The 22624-nt window shown below is 63.5% G+C and carries 25 protein-coding genes and 1 tRNA gene; 9 read left to right on the plus strand and 17 right to left on the minus strand.

Annotation, left to right across the window (positions count from 1 at the left end):
- The coding region (locus tag VK792_RS07405; protein WP_326296789.1) for a hypothetical protein at positions 1-273 on the plus strand (273 nt) is incomplete at its 5' end.
- Between the two features lie 406 nt (positions 274-679).
- Here VK792_RS07405 and VK792_RS07410 read toward each other — a convergent pair.
- Positions 680-754: transfer RNA gene (locus VK792_RS07410), tRNA-Val, on the minus strand.
- A 245-nt stretch (positions 755-999) separates the two neighbouring features.
- Between VK792_RS07410 and VK792_RS07415 the strand changes: the two genes are divergently transcribed.
- Positions 1000-1206 (plus strand): hypothetical protein, encoded by a 207-nt coding sequence (locus VK792_RS07415; protein WP_326296791.1) that lies wholly within the window; start codon positions 1000-1002, stop codon positions 1204-1206.
- 97 nt (positions 1207-1303) lie between these two features.
- Here VK792_RS07415 and lon read toward each other — a convergent pair whose 3' ends face one another.
- On the minus strand, positions 1304-3706 hold the full coding sequence (lon, locus tag VK792_RS07420) for an endopeptidase La (protein ID WP_326296792.1): 2403 nt from the start codon (positions 3704-3706) through the stop codon (positions 1304-1306).
- A gap of 335 nt (positions 3707-4041) precedes the next feature.
- On the opposite strand from lon, the gene VK792_RS07425 reads away from it, so the two are divergent.
- Entirely contained in the window at positions 4042-4662 is a 621-nt protein-coding gene (locus VK792_RS07425; RefSeq protein ID WP_326296794.1) for a YitT family protein, read from the plus strand.
- A 57-nt stretch (positions 4663-4719) separates the two neighbouring features.
- On the opposite strand, the gene VK792_RS07430 is transcribed toward VK792_RS07425, so the two are convergent.
- The 7 genes from VK792_RS07430 to hmgA form a co-directional block, all read right to left on the minus strand.
- The gene (locus VK792_RS07430) at positions 4720-4914 is read right to left on the minus strand and encodes a DUF2783 domain-containing protein (protein WP_326296795.1); all 195 of its coding nucleotides are present in this window, start codon (positions 4912-4914) and stop codon (positions 4720-4722) included.
- On the minus strand, positions 4911-6467 hold the full coding sequence (locus VK792_RS07435) for an FAD-dependent oxidoreductase (protein WP_326296797.1): 1557 nt from the start codon (positions 6465-6467) through the stop codon (positions 4911-4913). Before VK792_RS07435 ends, VK792_RS07430 begins: the two co-directional genes overlap by 4 nt.
- Before the next feature lie 4 nt (positions 6468-6471).
- Positions 6472-6741, minus strand: coding sequence for a hypothetical protein (locus tag VK792_RS07440; RefSeq protein WP_326296799.1), 270 nt, complete (start codon positions 6739-6741; stop codon positions 6472-6474).
- On the minus strand, positions 6738-7688 hold the full coding sequence (locus tag VK792_RS07445; protein WP_326296800.1) for an MBL fold metallo-hydrolase: 951 nt from the start codon (positions 7686-7688) through the stop codon (positions 6738-6740). The genes VK792_RS07440 and VK792_RS07445 overlap by 4 nt, the downstream gene beginning before the upstream one ends.
- Before the next feature lie 44 nt (positions 7689-7732).
- Positions 7733-8200, minus strand: a complete 468-nt coding sequence (locus VK792_RS07450) for a DUF2059 domain-containing protein (RefSeq protein ID WP_326296801.1) — start codon at positions 8198-8200, stop codon at positions 7733-7735.
- 4 nt (positions 8201-8204) lie between these two features.
- Entirely contained in the window at positions 8205-9479 is a 1275-nt protein-coding gene (fahA, locus tag VK792_RS07455) for a fumarylacetoacetase (RefSeq protein ID WP_326296803.1), read from the minus strand.
- A 148-nt stretch (positions 9480-9627) separates the two neighbouring features.
- Positions 9628-10983 (minus strand): homogentisate 1,2-dioxygenase, encoded by a 1356-nt coding sequence (gene hmgA, locus VK792_RS07460; RefSeq protein WP_435404835.1) that lies wholly within the window; start codon positions 10981-10983, stop codon positions 9628-9630.
- An 89-nt stretch (positions 10984-11072) separates the two neighbouring features.
- Between hmgA and VK792_RS07465 the strand changes: the two genes are divergently transcribed.
- A complete protein-coding gene (locus VK792_RS07465; protein WP_326296805.1) occupies positions 11073-11528 on the plus strand; it encodes a MarR family winged helix-turn-helix transcriptional regulator in 456 nt (151 codons plus the stop codon).
- A 3-nt stretch (positions 11529-11531) separates the two neighbouring features.
- On the opposite strand, the gene VK792_RS07470 is transcribed toward VK792_RS07465, so the two are convergent.
- Positions 11532-12518, minus strand: a complete 987-nt coding sequence (locus tag VK792_RS07470; protein WP_326296806.1) for a DUF808 domain-containing protein — start codon at positions 12516-12518, stop codon at positions 11532-11534.
- A 240-nt stretch (positions 12519-12758) separates the two neighbouring features.
- Here VK792_RS07470 and gap point away from each other — a divergent pair, with 240 nt between their 5' ends.
- The 4 genes from gap (at position 12759) to VK792_RS07490 (ending at position 15338) form a co-directional block, all read left to right on the plus strand.
- Entirely contained in the window at positions 12759-13763 is a 1005-nt protein-coding gene (gene gap, locus VK792_RS07475) for a type I glyceraldehyde-3-phosphate dehydrogenase (RefSeq protein WP_326296808.1), read from the plus strand.
- Positions 13764-13993: 230 nt separating this feature from the next.
- The gene (locus tag VK792_RS07480) at positions 13994-14236 is read left to right on the plus strand and encodes a PepSY domain-containing protein (RefSeq protein ID WP_326296810.1); all 243 of its coding nucleotides are present in this window, start codon (positions 13994-13996) and stop codon (positions 14234-14236) included.
- Positions 14237-14292: 56 nt separating this feature from the next.
- The gene (locus tag VK792_RS07485) at positions 14293-14832 is read left to right on the plus strand and encodes a cytochrome b/b6 domain-containing protein (RefSeq protein ID WP_326296811.1); all 540 of its coding nucleotides are present in this window, start codon (positions 14293-14295) and stop codon (positions 14830-14832) included.
- Complete coding sequence (locus VK792_RS07490; RefSeq protein ID WP_326296812.1) at positions 14829-15338, plus strand: helix-turn-helix transcriptional regulator; 510 nt, start codon at positions 14829-14831, stop codon at positions 15336-15338. The genes VK792_RS07485 and VK792_RS07490 overlap by 4 nt, the downstream gene beginning before the upstream one ends.
- Here the strand turns inward: VK792_RS07490 and ccmB are convergent.
- The 7 genes from ccmB to yajC all read right to left on the minus strand — a co-directional run bounded on the left by ccmB (position 15325) and on the right by yajC (position 21117).
- The gene (gene ccmB, locus VK792_RS07495) at positions 15325-15981 is read right to left on the minus strand and encodes a heme exporter protein CcmB (RefSeq protein WP_326296813.1); all 657 of its coding nucleotides are present in this window, start codon (positions 15979-15981) and stop codon (positions 15325-15327) included. The two genes, VK792_RS07490 and ccmB, sit on opposite strands and share 14 nt — an antisense overlap.
- Positions 15978-16592: a heme ABC exporter ATP-binding protein CcmA gene (gene ccmA, locus VK792_RS07500; RefSeq protein ID WP_326296815.1), complete on the minus strand. Its 615-nt coding sequence runs from the start codon at positions 16590-16592 to the stop codon at positions 15978-15980. The genes ccmB and ccmA overlap by 4 nt, the downstream gene beginning before the upstream one ends.
- A gap of 169 nt (positions 16593-16761) precedes the next feature.
- Positions 16762-17115, minus strand: a complete 354-nt coding sequence (locus VK792_RS07505) for an Mth938-like domain-containing protein (RefSeq protein ID WP_326296817.1) — start codon at positions 17113-17115, stop codon at positions 16762-16764.
- Positions 17116-17212: 97 nt separating this feature from the next.
- Positions 17213-17971, minus strand: coding sequence for a sulfite exporter TauE/SafE family protein (locus tag VK792_RS07510; RefSeq protein WP_326296818.1), 759 nt, complete (start codon positions 17969-17971; stop codon positions 17213-17215).
- On the minus strand, positions 17958-19139 hold the full coding sequence (secF, locus tag VK792_RS07515) for a protein translocase subunit SecF (protein ID WP_326296819.1): 1182 nt from the start codon (positions 19137-19139) through the stop codon (positions 17958-17960). Before secF ends, VK792_RS07510 begins: the two co-directional genes overlap by 14 nt.
- 4 nt (positions 19140-19143) lie before the next feature.
- A complete protein-coding gene (secD, locus tag VK792_RS07520; RefSeq protein WP_326296820.1) occupies positions 19144-20805 on the minus strand; it encodes a protein translocase subunit SecD in 1662 nt (553 codons plus the stop codon).
- A gap of 21 nt (positions 20806-20826) precedes the next feature.
- A complete protein-coding gene (gene yajC, locus VK792_RS07525; protein ID WP_326296821.1) occupies positions 20827-21117 on the minus strand; it encodes a preprotein translocase subunit YajC in 291 nt (96 codons plus the stop codon).
- 229 nt (positions 21118-21346) lie between these two features.
- On the opposite strand from yajC, the gene VK792_RS07530 reads away from it, so the two are divergent.
- A complete protein-coding gene (locus tag VK792_RS07530; RefSeq protein WP_326296822.1) occupies positions 21347-22600 on the plus strand; it encodes a pentapeptide repeat-containing protein in 1254 nt (417 codons plus the stop codon).
- The last annotated feature ends 24 nt before the right edge of the window (positions 22601-22624 follow it).

Raw genomic sequence — 22624 nt, forward strand, 5'->3', positions numbered from 1 at the left:
CGTCCCGTCGTGCGCCTCAGCGCCGCCGGTGAAGGGGCTTTTACGGTTACCCAACAAAACCCGCAACCCCTTTTTTTCGTTTTTCTGTCACAAACCTGCGGAAATCCTGTGCATATCAAACAAATCAAAGGCTTAGATAATACTTTTTCTTTGAACGCCGCTCCGCTCGTGCCCAAAATCGCGCCGTCAAACCGCCCTCGCGCGACTCATTTTTCCGCATCGCAGCGTTTGCGAGCGCAGCATCGCCGATTTTTTCGAAATTTTGCTACCTGACTCACCGTTTTCTTTCCCAATCCGGGCCGGTGACTCGGCCAGACCGGCATCGAAACCCGCGAAAGACCGGGAATCACGCATCAACGTGCAAGGTTTGAACGGGACACAACGGCGCTTCCCCGCGATTCCTGCGATCGCACCCGACGCAATCAGGCGGCCAGCCTTCCGCACGCGGGGCGTCCCGTCATGGGGCACAGGAAGCGATGTCTGGCTCAGGAAGGCCGTTGCAGGCTGCACCCCTCCTCCAAGTCAGTGCCGTGCTGACCCTGCGCCGTGCACGCGCATGTCGCTTGCAAGGGATCGGCAGTAACCGCAGTGGGCGCCGGTATCAGGCTCACACGGGGCAACGAACATGGGCAACGACCACGGAGCGTGGTGTGGATCAGCCGTTCGCCAGGAAAGGGAATGGTGGGTGATAAGAGATTTGAACTCCTGACATCTTCGATGTGAACGAAGCGCTCTACCACTGAGCTAATCACCCATTGGCGTGGGGTTTACCGCCCCCGTTCGGCGGGATCAAGAGGCCTGTTTGCCCGGTACTTCATAAAATTCTTGCGAAACCGTCCCCGCAAAGGGCGAAATGCGTGACCAATCCGCATCACACCGGGTTTCGATGAACATCTGGGGTGCTTGAAAGCGCGAATCGCGTGTTGCAAAATACGCCCAGCACATCAAGGGGCCAAAGCGGGACCAAAACCTGCCCCCCAGACCAAAGAGGTAACACCCATGAGCATCCGTCATATCCTTGCAGCTGCCGCGATCACCACGCTTGCCGCCCCCGCCTTTGCCGGCGGCCTGGCAGACCCGATTGTCGAGCCGATCATCGACATGGAAACCGTGATCGACGACGCCAGCCAGAACCCCTCCATCGGCGCAACCGCGCTGGTGCTGCTGTCGACCCTGATCGTCGTGGGCGCAGCAGTGTCGAACTGAGCGCGCTGGCCGAAGGCTGAAACGCAAAACGCCGTGTCCTGCGACACGGCGTTTTCATTTCTAAGGGTGGCCGGGCGGGATGCCCCACCCTGCCCGGTCAGTGCGCCACCGCGCTTTCGCCACCGGTGCCCTTTGCCAGCGCCTTGGCGGCGGCCTCTTCGGCCTCTTCATCCCATTCGACGGGTTCGGGCGTGCCGATCAGGGCCAGCTTCAGCACTTCGGACACGTGACGCACCGGGATGATTTCCAGCCCTTCCTTCACGTTGTCCGGCAGTTCCGCCAGGTCCTTTTCGTTTTCCTGCGGGATCAGCACGGTCTTCACGCCGCCGCGCAGCGCTGCGAGCAGTTTCTCCTTCAGCCCGCCAATCGCCGTTGCATTGCCGCGCAGCGTGACCTCGCCCGTCATGGCGATGTCCTTGCGCACCGGGATCCCGGTCAGAACCGACACGATTGCCGTCACCATGGCAAGACCGGCCGATGGGCCATCCTTGGGCGTTGCGCCATCGGGCACGTGCACGTGGATGTCCCACTTGTCGAACTTCGGCGGCTTCACCCCGATCTGAGGTGCAATCGACCGGACATAGCTGCTGGCCGCGTCGATCGATTCCTTCATCACGTCGCCCAGCTTGCCGGTGGTCTTCATCCGGCCCTTGCCCGGCAGGCGCAGCGCTTCGATCTGCAGAAGGTCTCCGCCGACGCTGGTATAGGCCAGCCCGGTCACGACCCCCACCTGGTGCTCTTCCTCGGCAAGGCCATAGCGGTGCTTGCGCACCCCGAGGAACTGATCGAGGTTGTCCGCGTCGACCACGACCTTGTCGGTTTCACCCTTGACGATCTTGGTCACCGCCTTGCGGGCCAGCTTTGCCAATTCGCGCTCCAGGTTCCGCACCCCGGCCTCGCGGGTATAGTAGCGGATCACGTCGGTCAGCGCGCCATCGGTCACCTCGAACTCGCCCTTGCGCAGGCCGTGGTTCTTGATCTGCTTGGCGATCAGGTGGCGTTTGGCGATCTCTTCCTTTTCTTCCTCGGTGTAACCGGCAAGGGGAATGATCTCCATCCGGTCCAGAAGCGGGCCGGGCATGTTATAGCTGTTCGAGGTGGTCACGAACATGACGTTCGACAGGTCGTATTCGACCTCCATGTAGTGATCGACGAAAGTCCCGTTCTGTTCCGGGTCCAGCACTTCGAGCATGGCCGAGGCCGGGTCGCCACGGAAATCCTGCCCCATCTTGTCGATCTCATCGAGAAGGATCAGCGGGTTCGTCGTCTTCGCCTTCTTCAGCGACTGGATGATCTTGCCCGGCATCGAGCCGATGTAGGTCCGGCGGTGTCCACGGATTTCCGATTCATCGCGCACGCCGCCAAGGCTGATGCGGATGAATTCACGCCCGGTGGCCTTTGCCATCGACTTGCCAAGGCTGGTCTTGCCCACGCCCGGCGGGCCGACAAGGCACAGAATCGGGCCCTTCAGCTTTTGCGACCGTTGCTGCACCGCCAGGTATTCGACGATCCGCTCCTTGACCTTCTCAAGGCCATAGTGATCGGCGTCCAGAACCGTCTGCGCATTGCCAAGGTTCTTCTTCACCCGGCTTTTCACGCCCCACGGGATCGACAGCATCCAGTCAAGGTAGTTGCGCACCACCGTCGCCTCGGCGCTCATCGGGGACATGTTGCGCAGCTTCTTCAGCTCCGCATCCGCCTTTTCACGGGCCTCCTTGGACAGCTTGGTTGCGCCGATCCGCTCTTCCAGCTCGGCGATCTCGTTGCTTTCCTCGCCGTCGCCCAGTTCCTTCTGAATGGCCTTCATCTGCTCATTCAGATAGTATTCGCGCTGGGTGCGCTCCATCTGGGATTTGACGCGGGTCTTGATCTTCTTTTCGACCTGCAGAACGCTCATCTCGCCCTGCATCAGGCCATAGACCATCTCCAGCCGTTCGCTGACCGAGAGCGTTTCCAGCAGTTCCTGCTTTTGTTGCAGTTCCACACCCAGGTGGCCAGCAACCAGATCGGCCAGCTTTGCCGGTTCCGTGGTATCGCTGACGGCGCTCAGCGCCTCTTCGGGGATGTTCTTCTTGACCTTGGCATAGCGTTCGAATTCTTCGCCGACGGTGCCGATCAGCGCCTGGATGGTCGAAGCATCGCCGGGGAACTCGGTCAGGTATTCGGCACGCGCTTCGAAGAACGTGTCGTTCGGCAGGTATTCGGTGATGCGCACACGCGCCTGACCTTCGACCAGCACCTTGACGGTTCCGTCGGGCAATTTCAGAAGCTGAAGCACATTCGCCAGCACACCGGTTTCAAAAATGCCGTCCGAATCCGGGTCGTCATCGGCCGGGTCGATCTGGCTGGCCAGCAGAATCTGCTTGTCGTCGGCCATCACCTCTTCCAGCGCGCGTACAGATTTGTCGCGGCCGACAAACAGCGGCACGATCATGTGCGGGAACACAACGATGTCGCGCAGCGGCAGCACGGGGTAAGAGGAGTTCAGAGGCTCTTGCATGCTCGTATCCTTGTTATTGGCAAGACAGCTCTGGCCCCGCGCGGCGGCAACCCCGGCTGTCTCCGATGATAAGAGATAAAGGTGGGGCACACCCCCATGTTTTTCAACCGCCCGTCTCTCTCCGCCCGACAGCATGGCGCTGTGCGCGGGTGGGTGCAAGCAGGCTTTTTGACCGGCGCCGGTACCGGCAACGAACGGCCACCGGCCCGGGAATTGTCCCCAAAGGCAGACCCGAGCGCCCGCGGGGGATCAAATTTCGGGCAGACGCGTGGCCGCAGGGCCGCCATGCAAAGGCGATCGTTGACTTTCCCAAATTAGGGCACAATTGCTGACCTATGCAGATCCTTCAGACCCCGCCCCCCGATCGGCACAGCCCTGCCGAAGACCTTCACGCCATCGTCATCGGTGCTGTCCTTGTGGCGCTGGGGATTCAGTTCCTGCGCGCCTCGGACCTGATCACCGGTCAGGTCGCCGGTCTGGCGTTGATCGCCAGCAAGCCCACCGGGCTCAGCTTTGGTGCGGTCTTTTTCGTGATGAACCTGCCGTTTTATGTGCTGGCGCTCAGTACTCTGGGCCTGCGCTTCACGATCAAGAGCCTGTCCGCCGCCGGGTTGATGGCGGTGCTGGCCGATTCCATTCCGCTGGTCGTGCATCTGGATCCGGTACATCCGGCCATCGGTGCGACGGTCTTTGGCATTCTCGCCGGGATGGGACTGCTGTCGCTGTTCCGGCACGGGGCAACGTTGGGCGGGTTCGGGATCGTGGCGTTGTGGTTGCAGGACACGCGCGGCTGGCGTGCGGGCCAGATCCAACTGGCGGTCGACGCCGCGATCTTTACCATGGCTCTGCTCTATTTCTCGATCGAACAGGTAATCTGGTCACTGATGGGGGCGGTCATCCTGAACATGATCCTGACGATCAACCACCGCCGCGACCGGTATATCGCACGCTCCTGAACCGGCGGGCATCGCGGGCCCCGGAGCTGATCCGGGGCACGCAGGATCTACCGGGTCCTAAGCGCCGGCGGATTCGGCCAGGGCAATCGCCTCTTCCAGAACGGACAGATCGCCCACATGATTCATCAGCACCAGGATCAGCCGCGCGTTCAGCGCGGCGCTTTGGGTCTCTGACAACCCCTTGTGCGCCGCAATCAGCCGCGCATAGGCGGCGTCGTGATCGGCCATGTTCGGCGTGGTGATCAGGCTCATGCCTTGCCCTCCCAGATATCCTTGACCAACATCGCGATCTTTTCGGCAGCAGGTGCCAGCCAGCGCCCGGCGACAATCTGATCGGGCCGGATCAGGTAAACCGCCTGTTCAGCATCGCCCAGATAGCGCGCGCGCAGGTCCGGCGTCAGGTCGAGGGCCAGCACGTCGACCCCGTCGATCTGTGGCGCATCACACCCCAGGGCCAGCAGCACCATCCGCCCGCCCAGTTGCGACAGCAACCATCCGTTGCCTGCCGGCGCATCGGGCGCCACCGATCCGGGCCGGGCCCCTTTCGGCAACTGCGCGTCGTCCGGTGCCGCGTCCAGCGGATAGACGCAGGGCACCGACAACCGGCCCGAATTGACCATCGGCCGGGCAAATTCCGCCTTGCCCGCCAGCGCCAGAGTCGCATCGCGGAACCAGCGTTCCGCGCCGCTTTCCGGCGACATGAACCGGGTCGAGCGGCTGGAATTCAGAATATTCTCATCCGCGCCATAGGTCCGTTCTGCATCGTAGCGATCCAGGATCGCCGCAGGCGCGCGCCCGTCGATCACCGCGGCCAGACGCCAGCCCAAGGCATCCACGTCCTGCAATCCGCCGTTGCCGCCGCGCGCACCGAAGGGCGACACCACATGCGCGCTGTCACCCACGAAGATCACGCGGTCATGCACGAATTTTCCCAGCCGGCGGCACTGGAAGGTATAGATCGACGTCCAGTCCAGCGTGAAATCGCTGTGGCCGACCACCTTTTCGATCCGGGGAATGATCTTTTCCGGTTTCCGCTCTTCCTCGGGGTCGGCGTCCCAGCCCAGTTGCAGGTCGATACGATAGATGTTGTCGGGTTGTTTGTGCAGCAGCGCCGATTGGCCGGGGTGGAACGTGGGTTCAAACCAGAACTTGCGTTCCGACGGATAATCCGCCTGCATCTCGATATCGGCGATCAGGAACCGCTCTTCGAACAGCACGCCGTCGAAATCCAGCCCCATCATGGTGCGCACCGGGCTTTTCGCCCCGTCGCACGCCAGAAGGTAATCGCAATCCAGCGAATAGACGCCGTCGGGCGTTTCGATCATCAGGTGCACGGCGTCCGAGGTCTGGGTCACCCCCACCACGCGATTCTTGAACCGAAGGTCGATCAGCGGATTGTCCAGCGCCTTCTGCACCAGGTATTCTTCGACGTAATACTGTTGCAGGTTCACAAAGGCAGGCATCTTGTGGCCTTCCTCCGGCAGCAGATCGAAGTTGAACACCTCTTCATCGCGGTGATGGGTCCGGCCCACCTTCCAGGTCACGCCTTTTTCGACGCAGGCTTCCCCCACGCCGACACGGTCCAGCACTTCGAGCGCGCGTTTTGACCAGCAGATCGCCCGGCTGCCCACCGACACCACGTTGTTGTCATCGACGATGACCGACGGGATCTGGTAATTCGCCAGTTCCAGCGCCGCGGCGACGCCGATCGGGCCGGCCCCCACGATGATGACCGGGTGGCGCGGCTCGTGACCGCTCAGCCCCGGCGGGGCGACATACGCAAAAGGTTTGTAGTCGTAGGGCATTCCATTACCTCCCGATACCAAATGTCCAGAACAGCGCCGACAGCGCCAAGACCACCACCGTCAGCCCGGCCCAGGCCCGGCGCGAGCCGCGGGCCGATCCGTCCCGCCACCACTGTGCCAGCGCCCCGATCTGCGCGGAAGGCCCCGGAAAGGCCTGCCCACTGGCAGATACCGCGCGGCGGCGCAGATCACGTAGGATGACAATGCTTGCCACCGTCCACGCGATGAACGCCACCGTGCCCAGCACGAGCGCAGGAATGGCGAGGTGGATCATCCCTGCAACGCCGCCCACATGTCCTTGTCCCGTTGCGCGGTCCAAACGCGCGGCGTGTCGATGCCGCGCGCTTCGTCATAGGCGCGGGCCACGTTGAACGGCAGACAATGTTCGTAGATCGCGTAGTCGCTGAATTTCGGGTCGCATTCGGCCCTGCAGGCATCCCACGCCTCTTTCAGACTGCCGCCCCGCGCCACGACCTTGGCGATGGGCTTGTAGGTCGAGTTGACGAAATCGGCGGTCGCGGCGATGGCCTTGGCCACCATCTCTTCTCCGACCAGCGCATCGCCCCGGCCCGGCGCGATCGCCTTGGGCTCGAAGGCGGCGATGTTCATCAACGTGTCTTCCCAATCGCCGAAATGGCCATCACCGCAATAGCAGGCCGAATGGTATTCAACGATATCGCCGGTAAACATGACCTCGGCATCGGGCACCCAGATGACCGCGTCGCCCGCGGTGTGGGCACGGCCAAGATGCATGATCTCGACCTTGCGGTTGCCAAGATAGACCGTGATCGAGTCTGAAAACGTTGTGGTCGGCCAGGTCAGCCCGGGGATTTCCTCGTGCCCCTGAAACAGGCGCGGGAAGCGGTCGAATTCGCTGTCCCAGTCCTCTTGCCCGCGCTCTGCCACCATCGCCCGCGCAGTGTCGGACATGATGATTTCCCGCGCGCCATAGGCGCTGGCCCCCAGCACACGCACGGCGTGATAGTGGGTCAGCACAAGATGACTGATCGGTTTGTCGGTCACCGCGCGCACGTGTTCGATCACCTTGCGGGCCAGCCGCGGGGTGGCCTGCGCCTCCACGATCATGACACTGTCATCGCCGATGATCACGCCGGTGTTGGGATCGCCCTCGGCGGTAAAGGCATATAGCCCCTCGCCCACCTGCGTGAAGCTGGTCTTCTTCTCTTCCATATCGCCCGCAGACGCGAAAGCCTTGCTCATCGTTGAGTCCCTTTTTCTATTCACTTGCCGCACGGTTGTGCAGATTACTCGCCACTCATGATCTCCTGGATCCGTGGCATCATTCGTGCCTGCATCGCCTGCAGTTCCGGGCCCAGGTCGGCCATTGCCAGTTGCATGAACGGCGCCATCTTGGCCATCACCGACGCGCCTTCAGGCGATTGGTAGAATGCGATCAGCGCCTTCAGTTCCGGCGCGCTGAACATCTCGGCGCTGCGGCGTTGCATGATGTCTTCCAGTCGCGGCCTCAGCTCCATCATCTCGTTTGACAGCACCTGACCGACCGAGGCCAATTGCGCATCCGTGATCGGAAACCCCGCAGGAAGGCCGGATTTGAACTGCGCTGCCATGCTGCCGGGCGAAAACATCTCGCTCATCATCTGCCGCACCTCGGGCATCTGAGCATAGCTGCGCGCCAGGTCTTCGACCGATTGCGCCATCGCGGACGAGACCGGGGCGGCGGCGATACACATGGCAAGAACGAAGGCCCTCATGGGCTTATTCCCCGTCACGCTTGTACGGGTCGGCCAAGGCCGGCAGCACCGTGCCGGAACACGCCCCGAAGCCGACGCGGTAGCCATCGCCGAAAGCCGCCCCGCGCAAGGTCAGCGTATCGCCGTCCTCCAGGAAACTGCGGCGCTCGCCGGTGTCCAGCGTCACCGGCTCCTTTCCGCCCCAGCTCAGTTCCAGCAACGCGCCGCGGCTGTCCCGGCCCGGGCCGGAAATCGTGCCCGATCCCAACAGATCACCCGCGCGCATCGGGCAGCCACTGGTGGTGTGATGCGCAAGTTGCTGGGCCGAGGAATAATACATCTCGCGATAGTTCGTGCGCGCGATCACGGTTTCGGCCGCGCCCGCCGGCGCCAGCCCGACCTCCAGCGCGATATCGTACAACATTGGCCCCGGTTCCGTCAGATACGCCAGCAACGGCCGTTCCCGTTCGGGTGTGGCCACCCGGAACGGCTCCAACGCCGCCCGCGGCACGATCCACGGGCTGATCGAGGTCGCCGTGGCCTTGGCCTGGAACGGCCCCAGCGGCTGGTATTCCCAGGCCTGGATATCGCGCGCCGACCAGTCGTTCAGAAGCACGTAGCCAAAGATCATCTCGTCCGCCTCGGCCACCGTGACAGGCCCCTCGGACGGCACGCCGACCACCGCGCCCATCTCCAGTTCCAGGTCGAAGCGCGCGCAAGGGGCAAACCGGGGCAACGCGTCATTAGGCCCCTTCAACTGCCCCCAGGGGCGCCGCACCGGCGTGCCCGAAACGACAACCGACGACGCCCGGCCGTTATACCCGATCGGGATCGACAGCCAGTTCGGCGGCAACGCGTTTTCAGGCCCGCGAAACATCGTTCCGACATTGGTGGCGTGGTTCTTGCTGGCGTAGAAATCGGTATATTCACTGACCCGGAACGGCAGGTGCAGCGTCGCGCGGCTTTGCGGCAGGGTATAGGTGATCAACCGGTCCTGAATTTCTTCGGACACGTCCGCGCCCAGAAGCGCCTGCAGACGGGCACGATAGCTGGCCCAGGCCTCGGGTCCCAGTTCCATGAAATCGTTCCAGAACGGCGCATCCAGCACGTCCGCCTCCGGATCGGCCCGCAGGATGCCCGCCTCCTCCAGCCCGGTGACGTCAACGATGCGGTTCCCGATGGCCACGCCACAGCGCAAATCGGCGTCGCCCACGGAAAACACGCCATAAGGCAGATTGTTCAACGGGAAATCGGTCTCCGGGGCATTGGCGCTTTCAATCCAGCTTCGCATCAATGGCATGTATGCATTCCTCTTTTCTGCCGCAGTCCCAGATGACCCAGGCCGGGGCCTGCGATCGACTGCACATCATCTTGCTAGAAATATCCTGGGGGGTCCGGGGGGCAACGCCCCCTGGCGGATCGGATCGGCACAGCCGATCTGACATCGCTCACTTCGTACCCGGGGTCCCGTCGAACTTCTTCTCAAGGTCTTCCCAGCAATCGATATAGTCGTCCTGCAACGGCGCTTCTCGGGCGGCGAACTCCGTCAGGTGCTGCGGAAAGCGGGTTTCGAACATGAAGGACATGGTGTTGTCCAGCTTCTCAGCCCCCAGATCGGCATTCGACGCGCCTTCAAAGGCGATCCTGTCCGGCCCGTGCGGCAGCATCATGTTGTGCAGGCTCATGCCGCCGGGCACGAAGCCCTGTGGCTTGGCATCGTATTGGCCATAGATGTTGCCCATCAGCTCCGACATGATGTTCTTGTGATACCACGGCGGGCGGAAGGTGTTTTCCGCCACCATCCAGCGTTCGCGGAACAGGACGAAGTCGATATTGGCCGTGCCCGGCACACCCGAGGGCGCGGTCAGCACCGTAAAGATCGACGGGTCCGGGTGGTCGAACAGGATTGCGCCAACCGGACAATAGGTCCGCAAATCATACTTGTAGGGGGCGTAGTTGCCATGCCACGCGACCACGTCCAGCGGGCTTTGCCCGATCCTGGTTTCGTGGAACTGGCCGCACCACTTGATCGTCAGGGTCGAGGGCACCTCGCGGTCCTCGTAGGCCGCCACCGGCGCCTTGAAGTCGCGCGGGTTGGCCATGGCGTTGGCGCCGATCGGGCCGCGGCCGGGCAGTTCGAACTTCTGACCGTAGTTCTCGCAGACGAAGCCCCGGCAGGGCCCGTCGAGCACCTCGACCCGGTAGACCAGCCCGCGCGGCAGGATCGCGATTTCCTTCGGCTCCAGGTCGATGATCCCGAGTTCGGTGCAGAACCGCAGCCGCCCTTCCTGGGGAACGACCAGCAACTCGCTGTCGGCACTGAAGAAATAGCTGTCGACCATGGATTCGGTCACCAGGTAGATATGGCTGGCCATGCCGACCTGCGTGTTCACATCCCCCGCCGTGGTCATGGTGCGCATGCCCGTCAGCCAGGTCAGTGCCGCGCCTTCGGCGGCGATCGGGTCCCAGCGGTATTGGCCCAGCGAAATCACGTCCGGGTCCACGTTCGGGGCCGATTTCCAATACGGCAGCTCGATCTTGGTATAGCGCGCGGAATGCTTGACCGACGGGCGGATGCGATAGGTCCAGGTGCGCTCTGGCGGGTTGGCGGTGAACGCCGTGCCCGACAGTTGTTCGCCGTAAAGGCCATAGTTGCACTTCTGCGGGCTGTTCATGCCCTGCGGCAGCGCGCCCGGCAGCGCCTCGGTTTCGAAATCGTTTGCAAACCCCGGCATGTAGCCTTCGTGCGGCCCCGGCAACGAGGGCGCCTGGATCATGCGAGTCGGCCTCGCTTGGGTGTTCATCGCGGTTCTCTCCCCTTCTGGCGGTGCGGGACCGCCGTCGCGCGAGAGTATTCGTTGCATATGCAACGGTGTCAAGATATTCATTGAAGATGCAACAAATCAGCCGGGACCCGCCGATGGACCAGCGTGACTTCGACCTGACGAGCTTTCTGCCCTACCGCATGGCGGTGGCCTCTGACCGGCTGTCGGCGGGATTGGCGGCGCTTTACCGGCGTGATTTCGGCATCTCGGTGCCCGAATGGCGCGTGCTGGTCCACCTGCACCACGCCGGCGATGTGTCGGTCCGCGATATCGAGGCGCGGGTGAACATGGAGAAATCCAAGGTCAGCCGCGCGGCGTCGCGGCTGGAGTCGGCAGGCTACCTGCGCAAGCAGGCCCACAGCACCGACCGCCGCTTGCTGAGCCTGTCGCTGACCTCCGAGGGTCAGGCGCTGGTGGCCCGGATCCTGCCCCTGGCGCAGAGCTATGAACGCCGCGTCGCGGAACGGTTGGGGGCCCATCTTGACGGTTTGAACGCGGCGCTGGACCGGTTGCTGGACGACTGAACGTCAGTGACCGGCGGCTTTCTTGCCACCAAAGACAGCCCGCCAGGCCGGCGCGATCAGTTTGGTGCCGACGGGGATCAGGATGACCCCCAACGCCAGCCCCAAAACGCCGTCCATCGTGGCGGTGGCGATCCATTCGGCAGCGCCGTGATAACGTTCGGACACCATGCCCGCCACGGCCACGGCGTTGTCGTGGATGAAATGCTCGGGCCCGTGCCAGCCCAGTTCGCCAAGCCCGTGAACGATGATCGACCCGCCGACCCAGATCATTGCCGCTGTGCCCACCACGGTCAGGAGCCACATCAGTTTCGGCATGCCCTTGACGATCCCGCGCCCCAGCGACCGGGTCAGGCCAAGCCGTCCGACCTGTGCCAGCCACAGACCGATATCGTCCATCTTCACGATCAGCGCGACCGAGCCATAGACCACAAACGTGATCAACAGCCCCGCCGCCGCCAGTGTCGCCGCTTCCATCCAGAATCCGCCGCCTTCGGGAATGCCGGACAGGATGATCGTCATGATTTCCGCGGACAGGATGAAATCGGTTTTCACCGCGCCCTGCACCTTCTGTTCCTCAAGATGCACCGGGTCACCGATGTCGTGGCTGCCATCCGGCCCGGCGTCATGCGGCCCCTGACCGGAAAACGCGTGCACAACCTTTTCCGCGCCTTCGAAACACAGGTACGCCCCGCCCAGCATCAGCAGCGGATATATCGCCTGCGGCAGGAAGGCCGACAGCGCCAGGGCCACCGGCAGCAGGATCACCAACTTGTTGAAGATCGATCCGCGCGCGATGCGCCAGATGATCGGCAGTTCGCGCCTTGCTTCGAACCCGTGCACGTATTTCGGCGTCACCGCCGCATCGTCGATCACCGCGCCGGCGGCCTTGGCACTGGCCTGCACCGCCCCGGTGGCCACGTCATCTACCGAGGCCGCCGCCACTTTGGCGATGCCCGCCACGTCATCCAGCAATGCCAGCAAACCGCTCATGCGCGAAACTCCTTACTGCGTTTGCTCCAGCCTACCCGCACGCGTGCGCAGCGCAACCGTGCATCCGGGTGATTCCCGCATTCCTGCAAGGCTTCGCATGTTATCGCAAACCCGCAACGCGCGTTAGCGCAACCGCCCGAATTTATCGCTAACATATTGTCAAATATCCATATTTTCCTTTTTCGTGTCACAAACCGTGCCTATACCCCGCGCAGGCATACACACGCAGGAGATTACAGGATGACCGTCACCGTCGGGATCAACGGATTTGGCCGCATTGGCCGCTGCACGCTGTCGCATATCGCCGAAAGCGCACGCAACGACATCCAGGTGGTCAAGGTCAACGCGACCGGCCCGATCGAAACGGCGGCGCACCTGCTGCGCTATGACAGCGTGCACGGCCGCTTCCCCGGCAACATCAAGGTTGACGGCACCACGATGGATCTGGGCCGTGGCCCGATGCAGGTGATGTCGACCTACGACATGAAGGAACTGGACTGGTCGGGCTGCGACGTGGTTCTGGAATGCACCGGCAACTTCAACGACGGTGAGAAAGCCAAGGCGCATATCGAACGCGGCGCAAAGTCGGTCCTGATCTCGGCCCCGGCCAAGAACGTGCAGAAAACCATCGTCTACGGCGTCAACCACCGCGACCTGGTCAAGGGCGACACGATGATTTCCAACGGGTCGTGCACCACCAACTGCCTGGCCCCGCTGGCCAAGGTGCTGGACGAAGCCATCGGCATCGAGTCGGGCATCATGACCACGATCCACAGCTATACCGGCGACCAGCCGACGTTGGACCGCCGCCACAAGGACCTGTACCGCGCCCGCGCCGCGGCGATGTCGATGATCCCGACCTCGACCGGGGCCGCCAAGGCCCTGGGCGAAGTGCTTCCGGGCCTCAAGGGCAAGCTTGACGGCTCGGCCATCCGCGTGCCGACACCGAATGTCTCTGCCGTGGACCTGACCTTTGTCGCCAAGAAAGACGTGACCGTCGCCGACGTGAACGAGGTCGTCGCCGAAGCGGCAGCCGGTCACATGGGCGCCGTGCTGGGCTACGATCCGGAACCCAAGGTGTCGGTCGACTTCAACCACACCACCCAGTCGTCGATCTTCGCCCCCGACCAGACCAAGGTCATGGGCACCCGCCTGGTGCGCGTGCTGGCATGGTACGACAACGAATGGGGCTTCTCGTCACGGATGGCCGATGTCGCCGCCGCGATGGGCCGCCTGCTGCACTAAGCCCCGTTCAGACCCGATTTCCGAAAGGCCCGCCAGGTTGGCGGGCCTTTTCTTTTGGCACGGGGGGAAACACGGAAACCCGCCCTAAACCCCTGAAATACAGTCCTGAACCAAAGTTGCAGGCGGCCAGAAACCAACCTTTGACCGATTTCAAACCCCGAAATCCTGCCCCAGATCGTCCTTACCGAAACGCGGCACTCCCGCCGCCCACCTTTGAAAGGACGACCCACATGATCCGCATTCTGACCGTAGCGCTTGCCCTGACCGCCACCTCTGCCCTGGCGTCGGGCCACGGGATGGACAAGGCCCGCGAAGACCAGATCCGCACCACCCTGACCACCCAGGGCTACGAAGTCCGCAAGATCGACATGGAAGACGGCATGATCGAAGTCTACGCCCTGAAGGACGGCGCGCGGATCGAGCTGTACCTGGACAACGACCTGAAGATCGTGCGCACCAAGACCGCCGACTGATCCCCGCCGGGCCGGGAAACCCCCGGCCCCGCCTTCCTTCTGACAAGGATTTCCCCATGACCGAACATCGTATCTGGGATCCGTTTGTACGGGTCTTTCACTGGGCCCTGGTCGGGTTGTTCGCCGCCAATGCCCTGTATACCAACCCGGAAAAGACCCCGCACGAATACATTGGCTACACCATCGCCGCGCTGGTCGGGCTGCGGATGATCTGGGGGCTGATCGGAAGCCGCCACGCCCGGTTTTCCGATTTCCTGCCGTCCATGTCGGGTGTCCTGCAACAGATCACCGACATTGCCACCGGTCGGCACCGCATCCACCTGGGCCACACGCCGCTTGGCGCGCTGATGATCTATAACCTGATCGCGACCATCGCGGGCATCTGCCTGACCGGCTGGATGATGACCACCAACACCTTCTGGGGCGTTGACTGGGTCGAGAAAACGCACGAAGTTCTGGTCACATGGGCGGAAATCTCGGTCGTGCTGCATGTCGTGGCAGTGATCTGGGAAAGCCGCCGCACCGGCATCAACCTGCCCCGCGCCATGGTCACCGGGGTGAAACGCATTCCCGAAGGCCACAGTACCGACGCATGACAGCAAAGAACCAACCCTGGCTGATCATCCTTCTGATCGCCGCGCAGATCCTTTGCGCGGCGTATTTCCTGCTGGACGCGCTCAGCGACGGGCAGGAACTGGGGATGCCCGCCGTCACCTCGATCCATTTCCATTTCGAACTGGTGGCGACGTTGTCGCTGATCCTGGCCATCGTGATCGAAGGCCGTCTGCTGATGGCGCTGTTGCGGCGCAAGGCCCACCTCGAACGGCAAGTCAGCCTGGCCGCCGGCGCCTTCCAGGACATCATCGAGGATCATTTTCAGCGCTGGGGCCTGACCCCCAGCGAACAGGACGTGGCCAATTTCACCATCAAGGGGTTCTCGATCCCCGAAATCGCCGAGTTGCGCGGCAGCGCCGAGGGCACGGTGAAATCGCACCTGAACGGGATTTACCGCAAGGCGGGTGTCTCGGGCCGGGGGGCGCTCTTGTCGCTCCTGATCGAGGACCTGATCGTATCGCCCGATCCGGCCCCTAGCGCAGGTTGATCCGCAAGACGGCGGCCGACGCAAACGGCAACAGCGCGATTGCGCCGAAACTGATCCCGGCCAGCATCAGAAGCGGGGTCTGCACGGCCAGCCCGTCGACCCCGCGCCGCGCCACCTCGGCCCCGAAGATCAGGGTCGGCACGTAAAGCGGCAGCACCAGCAGCGACAACAGCAATCCGCCGCGCTTCAGCCCGACGGTCAGCGCCGCACCAAAGGTGCCGATCACCGACAGCGCCGGCGTCCCCAGCGCAAGCGAGATCAGAACCCATTGATACCCCGGCAGCGGCAGGTTCAGCAGCACCCCCAGCGCGGGGGCGGCCAGCACCAGCGGCAGGCCCGTCGTCAGCCAATGCGCCAGCGCCTTGATCGTCACGATGCCTTCCATCGGCAGCGGCGCGGTTGCCAGGAGGTCAAGCGAGCCGTCCTCCCAGTCCAGGGCAAAGATCCGGTCCAGCGACAGCAGACAGGCCAGCAGCGCCCCGATCCAAAGAACGCCCGACGCGACGCGCGCCAGCAGCGCACTGTCGGGTCCAATGCCAAACGGCACCATGACCGTCACGATCAGGAAAAACGCCAGCCCAAGGCCGAACCCGCCGCCCGCGCGCACCGCAAGGCGCAAGTCTCTCATCAGCAATGCAATCACAAAAAGGCCTCGTCCTGCAGCGTCGCCCGGGGCACGGCCTTGAAGGGGGTCACGTCCAGCACATCGGCATCGTCCAGCCCAAGATCAATATGGGTCGCCATCAGCGCCGACCCGCCCGCCGCCAGATGCGTCCGCACCGCCTCGGCAAACATCCGGACCGAGTCGACATCCAGCGACACGGTGGGTTCATCCAGCACCCAGATCGGGCGCCCGGTCACCATCAACCGCGCCAGCCCCAGCCGCCGCTTCTGCCCGGCGGACAGGTTGCCCGCCAGACGGTCGCGCAGCATCTCCAGGTTGAAGGCCGCAATCGCAGGGTCGATCTGGTCCCGGTCGAACACCCGCGCCCAGAAGCTCAGGTTCTCGGCAACGCTCAGCATCGATTTCAGCCCGTCGGAATGGCCGGCATAGGCAATCGCCTCGCCGCCGCCGGTGATGGTGCCCGCCAGCGCCGGCTGCAACCCAGCAACAGTGCGCAGCAAGGTTGTCTTGCCCACGCCATTGGGCCCGCGCAGCACCAGCGCCCGGCCCGGTGCCAGCGTGAAACCCACGCCTTCCAGAACCGGAACGCCACCACGGGCCACGGAAAGATCGGAAACCATCATCGTCATGAACATGGGCTTACCCCAAGGGTGCCCGACAAAAAAGCCGCAAAACGCCGCGACCCTGCGCGCCCTGCCCTGTCTTTGGTTTCACAAGTACCTTGGGGGCTTGGGGGTGAAACCCCCAAGGCGCGCGGCACGCGCGCCCGGTTCGGATCGGCCCGGCCGATCCGAAATCTCAGACCGGCAGAACCGCCAGCGCCACGCGGCGGCCTTCGGACAGCAAGACGTTATAGGTGCGGCACGCGGCGGGGGAATTCATCACCTCGACACCCAGACCCGCGCCTTCCAGAGTGGCGCGCAAGGCAGGAGGAATATGGGCGGTTTCGCCGCCGGTGCCGACGAACAGCACATCGACCGATCCGGCCAGCCCCAGCAACGTGTCGACATCATCATAGCCGCCCCATCCGCGGCTGCGACCGCCGCTGATACACATCGGCCCGGAGACGGCCTTGCCGCCGACACGGAAGAAACCGGGCCCGTAGCCATCCACGGGCAAGGCCTTGTCGAAACTCATTTCGTTCATTTGCATCGGCACGTCCTTCCGCCGCGGAAGATAAGATGTAAATCAGATGGTGCAAATGCGTCCCTTTGCGTCAGGCCCCTGGCCTGTTGCCGATAGGGCACAATCATCCCAGCACCCCCAGCCCGGACAAGGCCGATGCCGCGATCACCACCAGGGCAATCCAGCGATAAAGTCTGTCATGCCCCAGGCGAAACAGCCGCGCCCCAAGCGCGTTGCCCAGCACCGCCGGCATCGCCAGCCCCAGCCCTAGATACAGCGCGCCGGTTTCGAACCGGCCCATCGCCACAAGGTAGACCCAGATCAGCAGGTCATAGCCCAGCAGGAACAGCAGCGTGTTCGCGCGGATCACGGCGGCCGGCAGCGGCCGGGCGATGTAGAACAAGATCACCGGCGGCCCCGGCAACCCGGCCACCCCGCCCAGAAACCCCGACGCGGCCCCGATGCCGAACACAGCCGGTTTGCGCACCCGCCCGCGGTATTTCAGCCCCAGCGCCAGCACCACCAACATCGCGAGCGCCAGCGCGCTGGTCGCAATCCGGAACTGCGCGCCCGAGACATGGTCAAGCGCCCAAAGCCCGACCGGCAGCATCACCGCCAGCCCCGCCAGCATCCGCAACAGGTCGCCACGATGCGCCGCCTTCAGCGCCCCACGCACCAACGGCGCCGGGCCCAGTACATCCAGAACGGAAATCGCGGCAATTGCCCAGATCGGCGGCAGCACCTGCGCCGCCAGCGGCATGAAGATCAGCCCGGTGCCAAAGCCGGCAAACCCCCGCACCAGCGAAGCCAGAAACGCCACGCCCGCCAGCCAGATCAGCCCGTCGGGGCCGACCTGGGCCGACAGGGCGTCAGGCATCCACATCGGCGTATTGGTTGCCGGTCGGCTTTTGGGTCTTGGACCAGTCGCGCTTGACCCCCAGCCACAGCAGGATCGCCGAAGCCACGAAGATCGACGAATAGGTGCCCACGATCACGCCCCAGGTCATGGCAAAGACGAACCCCCGGATCACGTCGCCGCCCAGCACCAGCAGCGCGATCAGCGCCAGCAGCGTTGTACCGGATGTCATCAGGGTCCGGCTCATGGTCTCGTTGATCGACAGGTTCAGCACCTCGTCCAGCGGCATCTGCTTGTACTTGCGCAGGTTTTCTCGGACCCGGTCGAACACGACCACGGTATCGTTCAGCGAATAACCAACGATGGTCAGCAAGGCCGCGATGATCGCCAGGTCGAATTTCAGTTGCAGCTCCGAGAAGATGCCGATCGTCAGCAGCACGTCATGCACAAGGGCCAGAACTGCCCCCAGAGCGAACTGCCATTCGAACCGCAGCCAGATGTAGATCAGCACGGCACCGATGGCCGCAACCACGGAATAGATCGCGGTCATGATCAGCTCGCCCGACACTTTCGGGCCCACCGATTCCACCGACACGATCTTGAACCCGTCATAGGTGACCTGGATGGTTTCAAGGCTCAGCCCTTGTTTCAGGGCATCGACCAGCGCCAGGTTGGCATCGGCCGACAGCGGCTGGCTGAATTCCAGCACCACCGCATCCCCGACTTCTGTCACCTGCGGGGCAACGCCGGCCGCGGACAGGATCGGCTGAATCCGTGCATCCGACGCATCACGCCCGGCCAGCACCATCGTCACGCCCTGCCCGACCGTGGCACCCAGCGTTGCCTCGACCCGGGCAAGGTCTTCGTTCTCGATGCTTTCCTGCCCGTCCTGCGCCCCGATCCGGATCATCACCACGTTCTGATCGGCGCGGAAATTCGGATCGAACACTTCCGAAATCACGACATCGCCCAGCCCCAGCGGTTGCAACACCTCGCGATAGGTGCCCACGTCCACCGGTTGTGTGCTTTCGGTCCGGATCGTGGTGCCGCCGCGAAAGTCGATGCCATAGTTCAGGCCCTGTACCAGGAACGATACGAAAGCCAGCACCATCATCGCACCAGACAGCCCAAGCCACAGTTTCCAGCGCTTGAAATAGTCGAGGTTCAGGTTGTCTTTGACAAGTTTCAGCCGCATGGGATCAGACCTCGATCGTCTTGGGACGGCGGCGCTCGAACCAGATGACAATCAAGAGCCGGGTCAGGTAAATCGCTGTGAAAACCGAGGTGATGATGCCCAGCCCAAGGGTGATGGCAAAGCCACGCACCGGGCCGGACCCCATCACGAACAGGATCACGGCGGTGATGAAAGTGGTGATATTGGCATCGATGATCGCCGACAGCGCGCGTTCATAGCCAAGCTCGATCGCCCGGGCCGGGCCGCGGGCCGATTTCAGTTCCTCGCGGATGCGTTCGAACACCAGCACGTTGGCGTCGACCGCCATGCCGACGGTCAGCACGATGCCGGCTATGCCCGGCAGGGTCAGCGTGCCGCCGATGGCCGAAAGCACCCCGATCAGCAGCGCGATGTTCAAGATCAGCGCGATGTTGGCGAAGATGCCGAACAACCCGTAGCTGGCCACCATGAAGACCAGCACACCGACGAAGGCCACCATTGTCGCGATCTTGCCCGCGTCGATGCTGTCTTGCCCAAGTTCCGGGCCGATGGTGCGTTCTTCCAGGAAATCCAGCCCTGCAGGAAGCGCGCCCGCGCGCAGCAGCACGGCCAAGTTGGTCGATTCCTCGATGGTGAAGTTGCCGGTGATGATGCCTGATCCGCCGGCGATATGCGACTGGATCACCGGCGCGCTGATCACCTCGTTGTCCAGCACGATGGCAAACGGGCTGCCGATGTTTTCCGCAGTATAGTCGCCAAAGCGGCGCGCACCGGCGGGATTGAACCGGAAGGTCACCGCCGGGCGGCCGTTCTGGTCAAAGCTGGGCTGCGCGTCGATCAGGTCTTCGCCGGTCACAACCGGCACGCTTTCCAGGACATAGAAGGTGCCGGACTCATCCAGCGACGGCAGCACCTCTTCGCCCGCGCCGTGTTCGGCATTGGCGTTGGTGGTGCGGCTGACAACCGGCTGGAAGGTCAGTTGCGCGGTGGTGCCGATGATGTCCTTCAGTTCCTGCGCAGAGCCAAGCCCCGGCACCTGGATCAGGATCCGGTCGGCGCCCTGCTGCTGGATCGTCGGTTCACGCGTGCCGACCTCGTCGATGCGGCGGCGGATGATTTCCAGCGACTGCTGCACCGTGCGGTCGTCCAGCGCCTGTTTCTCGGCGTCTGACAGGGTCACGCTGAGGATCTCGCCTTGCCCGGACACGACAAGATCGGTGGTCCCGGCGGCGGTCAGCGACACCACAGGCTGCGCCAGTCCGCGCACCAGTTGCATGGCGCGATCCATGCCGTCGGGGTTGCCGATGCGCACCCGCAGGGTTTCGCCGTCAAAGGGTTGCAGGCGGATCGTGCCGACCGTTTCCCGTTCCGGCCGCAGCACGTCGCGGATATCGGGCCACAGCGCTTCGAGCCGCGAGGCATAGACCTCCTGCACCCGCACCTCTGCCAGCAGGTGGGCGCCGCCGCGCAGGTCGAGGCCGAGGTTCACCAGCGTTGCGGGCAAATAGGATGGCCACAGCGCGGCTTGCGCTTCGCGGTCGGGGGTACTGCCCGATTTCTTGATGGCGGCGACCGCATCATTGTGCTGCTCCACCCGGTTATAGAACACGTTCGGCAGGGCAAAGGTCAGCCCCGCCACCACAAGCGCCCAGATCAGGACGCGTTTCCAGGTGTCGATCTGCAGCATGGTGCGGCCTTTCGTGCGGGATCAGGCGTCGGCGGCCGGCTCGGTCTTGGACAGAACCTGAGAGATCGTGGACTGCACCACGCGGACCTTCACGCCCTCGGCAATCTCGACCTCTACCTCGTTGTTTTCACGGACTTTCACGACCTTCCCGATCATTCCGCCCTGGGTCACCACCTGGTCGCCGCGGCGCAGGGCCGAGACCATTTTCTGGTGCTCTTTCATCTTCTTCTGCTGGGGACGGATCAGCAGCAGGTACATGATCGCGAAGATCAGGATCAGCGGAATGAACTGGCCGAGGGCATTGGCGTCCATGGGGGGCTCCTTTGGGCGTGAGTGGGCCGGGACCGGCCTGCAAATTTGGGCGGAACCTATGCGCTGTGCCGGTCGGGTGCAAGGCGCGGCAGTGCTGAAAAGCGCGACAATTCGCGATGCACAACCGATGCACAACCCATGCACATCCCATGCGCATCGTCATGCACCGCTTGCCCTGACGCCAAGCCGCGCCTAGCATGGGGGGCAGAGAGGCTGAAAGGATCGTCCGATGGACGCCACCACGGTGCTGCACCTGACCCTGCCGGTATCGCCCGCGGTGGTGACCTTCGCCGCCAAGGCGGTGGGACTGCTGCTGGCACTGGCATTGGTGTTCGGGGCGATCAACGCCGTCGCCATGCCGGCCCCGAAGGCTGCACGCCGATCCTGGATCGAACGCCTGCGCGCGCAGGTGCGGCTGGACGATCTGCCGCTGTTTGTCTTTTTCCTGATCTTCGTGCTATGGGCCGGGATCGCGCTGGTGCTGCTGGCCGGGCTGTACGTTCTGGTGTGGGACGTGACCCTGGATACCGTGCCCGGACGTGACGATAGCGGCGCCCTGTGGGAGTTCCGCTTCAAGCTGGCGCAACTGGCGGCGCTGACCACGGTCATGGGCGCGGTGGTGGCGCTGCCGATCACGCTGAACCGTGTGCGCCTGACACGGGAGGCCAACGACACCGCCCGCGAGTCGCTGCTGAACGACAAGATCAACGTCGCGGCGGCCGATCTGCACGCGATGCGACAGGTGTCGGAAAAGGTCCGGCGCGCGGGCAAGGTCGAATGGATCACCCGGTGGCAAGACGACGTGATCCGCCGCACCGCCGCCATCGACCGGCTGGAACGGCTGGCCAACGAAGAACCCAAAGAGGCCCCGGCGGTTGCCCGGATGCTGAGCGTTTATGTCCGCGAACTGTCGCGGGAGTTTCCGGCGAAGGCGGTGCCGGAGGGGGCCGATGTTGACGCACCAAGAGCGTGGGCCGCGGCCCTCGAACCTGCGCGGTCCGACATGGAAAAGGCGGCGCAGACGCTGGGACGGTTGCGCGACATCCCGGATGTGGATGTGACCCGGATCGAAATCGACCTGCGCAGCGCCAACCTGCAAGGGTTTGACCTGCAGCATTTGAATTTCGAAAAAGCGCGGTTTGAAAAAGCGGAGTTGCAGGGGGCAAACCTCGGGGGCGCGGAGTTGCAGGGGGCAGACCTCGGGGGCGCGGAGTTCGATCCCGCAACAAACCTGAGGGCAGCCTTGCTGCGCGGCGCTGCCCTCAGGTTTGTTGACTTTACCGCCATACCACAAATCGAGGCGCATGTTCCGGACCTATTCGGCGATGCCTCTGTCACCCTGCCCGGCAGGGCCACGCCCGATCACCCCGACTGGCCCGCGCATTGGCCAAGAAAGGAACTCGGCTGGAAAGACTTCGATCCTCAATGGCGCGCCTGGCAGCGCTCCATCGGGATGACCCCGGACGGGTCCAAAATCGACTGACCCCTGCCCTCAAGACCCCCGGAT

Source organism: Mesobacterium hydrothermale (genome assembly GCF_035818635.1).
GTDB lineage: Bacteria > Pseudomonadota > Alphaproteobacteria > Rhodobacterales > Rhodobacteraceae > Mesobacterium_A > Mesobacterium_A hydrothermale.